The sequence below is a fragment of the Prosthecobacter sp. genome (genome assembly GCF_044232965.1).
Lineage (GTDB): Bacteria > Verrucomicrobiota > Verrucomicrobiia > Verrucomicrobiales > Verrucomicrobiaceae > Prosthecobacter.
On the sequence record NZ_JBIIKX010000071.1, the window covers coordinates 23481 to 29840 of the forward strand.

The 6360-nt window shown below is 61.7% G+C and carries 7 protein-coding genes; all 7 read right to left on the reverse strand.

Annotated features, from left to right (window positions below; translation table 11 throughout):
- Positions 1–39: 39 nt before the first annotated feature.
- Positions 40–810, reverse strand: coding sequence for a nickel pincer cofactor biosynthesis protein LarB (gene larB, locus ACILSI_RS21905; RefSeq protein ID WP_395724052.1), 771 nt, complete (start codon positions 808–810; stop codon positions 40–42).
- Positions 807–1607 carry an ATP-dependent sacrificial sulfur transferase LarE gene (gene larE / locus ACILSI_RS21910; protein WP_395724053.1) on the reverse strand — a complete coding sequence of 267 codons (801 nt, stop codon included), beginning with the start codon at positions 1605–1607 and terminating at the stop codon, positions 807–809. The genes larB and larE overlap by 4 nt, the downstream gene beginning before the upstream one ends.
- On the reverse strand, positions 1604–2317 hold the full coding sequence (locus ACILSI_RS21915; RefSeq protein ID WP_395724054.1) for an exosortase-associated EpsI family protein: 714 nt from the start codon (positions 2315–2317) through the stop codon (positions 1604–1606). The genes larE and ACILSI_RS21915 overlap by 4 nt, the downstream gene beginning before the upstream one ends.
- Positions 2314–3297, reverse strand: a complete 984-nt coding sequence (locus ACILSI_RS21920) for an exosortase/archaeosortase family protein (protein WP_395724055.1) — start codon at positions 3295–3297, stop codon at positions 2314–2316. The genes ACILSI_RS21915 and ACILSI_RS21920 overlap by 4 nt, the downstream gene beginning before the upstream one ends.
- A gap of 12 nt (positions 3298–3309) precedes the next feature.
- Entirely contained in the window at positions 3310–4161 is an 852-nt protein-coding gene (locus ACILSI_RS21925) for a glycosyltransferase family 2 protein (RefSeq protein WP_395724056.1), read from the reverse strand.
- Entirely contained in the window at positions 4158–5330 is a 1173-nt protein-coding gene (locus ACILSI_RS21930) for a glycosyltransferase (RefSeq protein ID WP_395724057.1), read from the reverse strand. Before ACILSI_RS21930 ends, ACILSI_RS21925 begins: the two co-directional genes overlap by 4 nt.
- Positions 5327–6360, reverse strand: a 1034-nt coding sequence (locus ACILSI_RS21935) for a glycosyltransferase family 4 protein (RefSeq protein WP_395724058.1), incomplete at its 5' end; no start/stop codon positions are given. The genes ACILSI_RS21935 and ACILSI_RS21930, both read right to left, overlap by 4 nt.

Consider the following 6360-nt stretch of genomic DNA (forward strand, 5'->3'; position numbering starts at 1 on the left):
AATTTGAGACGAAATCCTGCGAAACCTATCACAAATCACTCACTTTTTGTCATTTTCGCCCCCCACCGCTTGCAGCATCCGCACCGCCGCCATCGCCGCGCCGAAGCCATTGTCGATGTTCACGACCACGAGGCCGCTGGCGCATGAATTGAGCATGCAGAGGAGGGCCGAGAGGCCGTTCAGGCTGGCACCATAGCCGACGCTGGTCGGCACGGCGATCACAGGAGCGGCCACCAGCCCGCCGAGGACGCTGGGCAGAGCCCCCTCCATCCCGGCGACGGCGATGACGATGCTGGCGGCCCGCAAATCGTCCAGCCGGGCCAGCAACCGGTGCAAACCGGCCACACCGACATCGGTGATGCGATTCACCCTGGCCCCGGCAAACTCGAGTGTCTGCGCCGCTTCTTCGGCGACGGGCAGATCGGAGGTGCCGGCAGACACAACGGCCACAGGGGCCGATTGGAACGAGCGATCCATCCGTCCGACGCGGAATAAGCGTGAAACAGGGTCATATGTGCCGGAGGACAGGCTCGCTGCCAGCAAGATGGCCGTTTCGTGGGACACGCGAGTTGCGAGAGCACAGCCGTGCGCGGCGACGAGGGCGCTGAGAGCATCGGCGGTCTGGACAGGTGTTTTCCCTTCCGCATACACAGCCTCGGCAAAGCCCTGGCGGATGACGCGGTGCGTGTCGGCCAGTACCTGGCCGACACCGGCAAAGGGCAGCGTGCGCAGGCGTTCCAGGGCCTGGTCAGACGAGAGCGTGCCTTGGCTGACTTGGGCGAGAAGGTCGCGGAGTGTGGATTCGTTCATGTGGAGCGTGCTTTGAGCACTTCGTTCATGCTGCCAGTGCGCAAACCGGCGAGATCGAGGGTGATGTAGGTGTAACCGACGGCACGCAGCGCGGCGGTGATTGCCTCGCGCTGTTGCAAGGCACGCAGCAAATCCGCCTCGGGCACCTCCAGCCGTGCCACATCGCCATGATGGCGCACGCGTAGCTCACGATAGCCGAGATCAAATAACGCGGCCTCGGCCCGTTCGATCTGCGAGAGCAGTTTCGGTGTCACGCTGGTGCCATAGGGCACGCGGGAGGCGAGGCAGGCGGCGGCGGGCTTGTTCCAATTCGGCAGGCCGAGTGCTTTCGCCACCTCACGCACGTCTTTTTTGCTGAAACCGAGATCATGCAGCGGGCTGAGGATTTTCAGCTCACGCGCGGCGGCACGGCCTGGACGGACATCCAGCGTGTCCTCGGCGTTCATGCCATCCAGCACATGCGCGATGCCGTTTCGCTCCGCAAACTGCCGCAGGGCACGATAGACGTGGTCTTTGCAGAAGTAGCAGCGGTTCGGCGCGTTCGCCTGATACGCTGGATCGTTGGTTTCTTCCGTAGGCAGCAGTTCAAGGCGTGCACCGAGGTGTTTTGCCAGGGCAATGGCCTCGTCTTTCTCGCTTTGCGGCAAACTGGGCGAGACGGCGAGCAGGGCGACGACATGTTCACTCCCCAGCGCATCCAGCGCGGCTTTCAGCACGAGCGTGCTGTCCACGCCGCCTGAATAGGCGACGGCAACACGTTCCAGAGGCCGCAGACGCGTGTGCAGCTTTTCAATCATAAGGCAGGCATGAGGTTTTTTTGGAACTTCGGTGCCAATGTGCGCACGAGTTCGAGAAGCATGGTGACGGTTTCCTCGTCGCTCCGACTACGCTCGCCGGAGATCTCGGGCGGCAGTCCCTGGGTGACACGGGCCATGACGGAAGGATAGGCCCAGCGATGGTTCACATTGCGCAGCACGTTGTCACGAAAGGTGAGAAACTGGCGCTCAAGATTGCTCGGAGTGCTGACATCCGCCCCGACATACCAGTAAACGTAATGCGCTCGCACCGGCAGCTTCCGTCCGTCATTCAAGAGCACCTCACGCGCGATGGCGAGATCACGCACGTTCAGTTCCTGGCCGGAGAGCAGCTTCACGGTGCGAACCTGCGAACCCACCAGGGTCCAGCCCTGGCCGTCGAGACACACCTCAGGGCGATGGATGCTGCGGCTGTCATGCCCGGCGATGACGAGCGAGGCGTGGGCTTGATCGCGTTGCGCCACTGCACGTCCGGGGGTGTGGTAAGCGCGTTTCACGATGATGGTGTCGGCGGGCAACAGCTCGCGCTCCTTGTCGCTGGGAGCTTCGGTTTCGCCCACGAAACGGCCCGCCACCATCGGCAACTCGGCCAGCACGCCCGCCTCATCGCCCCCTTTCACAGGAGGCGAGAACCGGCAGAAAAGCACGGTCATGCCGCATAGCGCGAGGAGGATGAAGGCGCGGACGATCATGGCGCGGAGGAAACGACCTGACGGGTGACGACGCGGGCGCGTTTGAAACCAAGGCCGCCACACAGGCGGTCCAGCAGCCAGGAGGCAGCTTGCAGCAGCAGCAAGGCCACGAGAAAGACCAGAATGCCCGTCAGCTCATGGAAAGCGGAAACTTCTTTCTCGGCATCGCCAATGGCCCAGTTTTGGCCGAAGGCCATTGCCGCGAAGATCAAAACGAGAATGCGCGTCATGTTGGCGAGGACGGCGATGGGCAGGATCGTGCTGAACAGCGCCAGCCTGCGCCCAAGCGACCGCTGACGAAAATAACTGAACAAGGCTCCGACCACGAGCAGCGCGAAGAGCGAGCGCATGCCTGAGCATGGCGCGGCGATGCCCACGCTGAACAACTCGCCCGCTCTCCGCCCAAGCTCGAGATTCGGCATGGATTGCAGCGCGGTGCCGGCCACCAGCGAATCGACACCGACGGCGTTCAGCACGAAGCCCGTGGTCTTCACCATCATCAGCCGCATCTGGTAGCCGATGCTTTCCTCCAGAAACGGCAGCGGCCATAGGAAGCCGAGCATGAGCCACGCAAACAGCATCTGACGGCTGCGCGGAGCGCCCTGTAGCCACAACGAAGCGCCGGCCAGCAGGATCATGATGGAGAGATAACCGCAGTAAAAATTATTGGCGCGAAACCCGGCGAAGTAGAGCAGCAAAGCAAAAACGCTGATTAGGAAGCCCCAGCGGCTAGATGATAGGGTGGCATGCCTTGTCTGCTCACGCCGCCGCCAGATCAAATAACCGACGATGAACGGCAGCAGCACGCCGTGCTGCCACGTCGGGTCTTTCCAGCGCATCAGCAACTCTTCGAAGATGGTGCGTCGGAAGTGGCCATATCCGGCCGCGTACGGCTGCAGGCCGACCAGAAGCAACAAGGCCATGCCGAGTGCCAGCACCAGGAGTGCGTTGCGCAGGACGGTTGTGGCGTGTGACGACATAAATGATTTCCTCTAAGCCATCAAACGACTGCGGACGATCTGCAAGATCCAGACCGACAGGCGGGCGGGGAAGGCGGTGCAGGCTCCCAGGAATCCACGATAGAGTACGTCGAGGTGCCATTGAGTGGCGAGACGGTATTTGGATTTTTTGGCGATGAAGGCGTCATGCATGCGCTTTCCCAGGCTCTTTGTGCCAGCCCAGAACACATGGGCCACGGAAAGATACGGCTCATGACCGCACAGCCTGATCTGGCTGCAGGTGTCGATGCGCAGCTTGAAGCCGTGCTTATGAGCGGTGTGGGTGTAGGAACTGTCTCCCGCATAGTGCGGCCAGCGGCGATCGTCAGGCAGGCCGATCGTCTCCACCAGCCTGCGTGAGAAGGCCACTTGATAACCCGCGAGCACATCGGCTGTGTCAAACTCGCCCCCGGTGCTGGGCGCGGCGCGACGACGCAGTGAATGGCAGCAATGAACAGCGCCATCGACGATGACGGAGGAAGACAAGATTATGTCAGGCTGCTGGCGCACGATGCTGCTGATGCGACGAAGGGACGCTTCGTCAGGGTGGGTGTCGTCATTGAGCCAGATGAGCACGTCCGCGTTCAATTCGATGGCCCGCTGCATTCCGAGGCGCATGGCCCCCGTCCAGAACAGATGCCCCGTGCCTTCGACAGTGAGGACATGCGGATGCAGTTCACGCACCGCGTCCCCGGTTCCATCCGTCGAGGCATCATCCACCAGGATGATGCGCCAGTCGGGGAGCGAGGCACACCACTTCAGCAGGTCGAGACACTGCAAGGTATGACTGCGGCGATTGTACACCGGAATGATGATGCAGGTCAGCGGTGTTGCGGGTGTGCTCACAGAGATTTCAAAAAGTCCACGTGAATTTGCGCCACTTTTTCGTGCGTGTACTGCTCCCTAACCCGGCGGGACTGCGCCAGTTGCCGTTCTTTGAAAAAGGACGACTCATTGCAGCAACGCCGCACCAGACCGGCCAGCGCGGGCACATCCCCGACCGGGAAAATCATGGCCGGGTCGCCGATGACTTCTGGAATCGCGCCGGAGTCCGATCCGGCCACCACAACACCACAGGCCATGGCTTCCACCAAGATGTGTCCGAACTGCTCTTCCCAGCAGTTTCCATCCTCATGGTAGGGATGGCTGCCGAGCACCAGCAAATCCATGATCTGTAAATGTCCGGCGACCTGCTCGTGGGAAACCTTGGGCAGCACATGCAGCCACGGCTCGGCCTGGGAGATTTTTTCCAGCTCATCCCGCAGTCGGCCACCGCCCATGAGCGCCACATGCACATCACGACTCATTCCGCCTTCCGCGCGCAACTGCCGCACGGCGGCCACGAGGTCACGAATGCCCTTCTCCTTGACCAAACGCCCGGCAAATCCGGCGACGAACGCCTCCGGCGGGATGCCATGCTTCAGACGCAGCGCACGTCGCGTTTCCTCGCAGCGCACGGGCGCATGGTCCACGTCCACGCCGACTTGGGTGCAGACCAGCACGCGTGAGGCCTCCATGCCCGACTCACGGAGAATCTGCCCGGCCGCCACATTGCCCGCGATCCAGAAGTCGAGCCAGCAGGCGGAGAGCCGATAGACCGGCTCCAAAATCCACCCTTTCAATCCCGGCCTGCGCAGGTTTTCCCAGGTGAACTCTCCGTACCGTCCCACGTTCCCGGACAGACGCGCCAGGAGGAATGACTGCCACTTCACCGGCAGCCAAGGCTCGGCCTCCACGAGGACGTAATCCCAATGACGCTGACGAAACACGGCCCACAGGCCGCGGTAAATGAAACGGTTCCACGACACCTTGCCCAGGATCGACAGCCTGAGACGAAAATCCGGTGCCGGTGACGCACTGGCATCCTCATGGCGTGGCGGCAGGCCGGAATCCTCGTGAGTGACCGTGACACACAGCACCTCAAAGTGCGCGTTCAACGCCGCAAGCTTTTTGGCATGCTCGTCGATCGCGTAGGTGTGCGAGATGATCATCAGGCTGGGGCGGACGTCGTTCATGGGGAGTGATGAGCTTCCAACAGCAGGTCGCCGAGGCGTTGCGCGTAAGTGGCAGAATCCACCGCGTGCTTGAGGGAGGTTCCCGTCGGCTTCCAGCGGCCTTCCACAAACTCAGCCAGCACTTGGGCGATCCGCTCGGTATCGAACTCGATCAGGCGGCCATTGACGCCGTCTTCGAGGATCATCTCGGAGCCGTGATGAGGCGTGAGAAACAGTGGCAGGCCGCATGCGGCGGCCTCGACCTCAACGAGGGCAAACGCCTCGGAGTAGGAGGGAAACAGCAGAGCGTCGGCAGCCGCGAAGTAGGTTTCCACATCGGGAACCATGCCGGTGAAGGTGATCCAGTCTTGATCCACGCCGATTTTCTTTCGTAGCGAGGCGAGACGCGCTTCACGACCGCCAATGACGAGAAGGCAGGCTTCTGGGTGGCTTTGACGCAGGCGGCGCAGCGCCTCGACCGCGAGGAAAAAACCTTTACGGCGGTAATGCCCCGTGCTGACGAAGATGAAAACACGCCGGGTTTCGTCGTAGCCGAGCTTCGAGCGCGTCTCAGCGCGAAACTGATCGCGCACAGCGGGATGGAAGCGCTGCGGATCGTAGCTGTTCGGCAGGACTTGAATGGGGACGCGCGAATTTTCAGCGCATATGTCATTTGCGACGGACTGGGAGACGCAGACGAGTTTTTGAGCCGTGGTCTGGCGCAGGAACGAACGTGCGCGGCGGAGATTGAGTTTGTTGACGATGCTCTCGACGAGATCTCGCAGCGAGTGGATGCCGAGCAGGCGCTGACGTTTCTCCCAGTCAACCTGTGAGAAGTGAACGTGGCAGACATCACAGGCTTTGTGATACCAGGCGATGCTGTAGATCACATCCGGCCTCGGTTGTTTCCGCACTTTGAACAGCCACCACGCACGCCAAAAGACGAGCCAGGAAAAGGCAAAGCCGCCGAGGAGACGCACATCGCCGATGCGCGGCAGTTTGCGAATGGTGGCGGGCAGGTGGTCATCGCAAGTCCAGCACCAGACCTCGG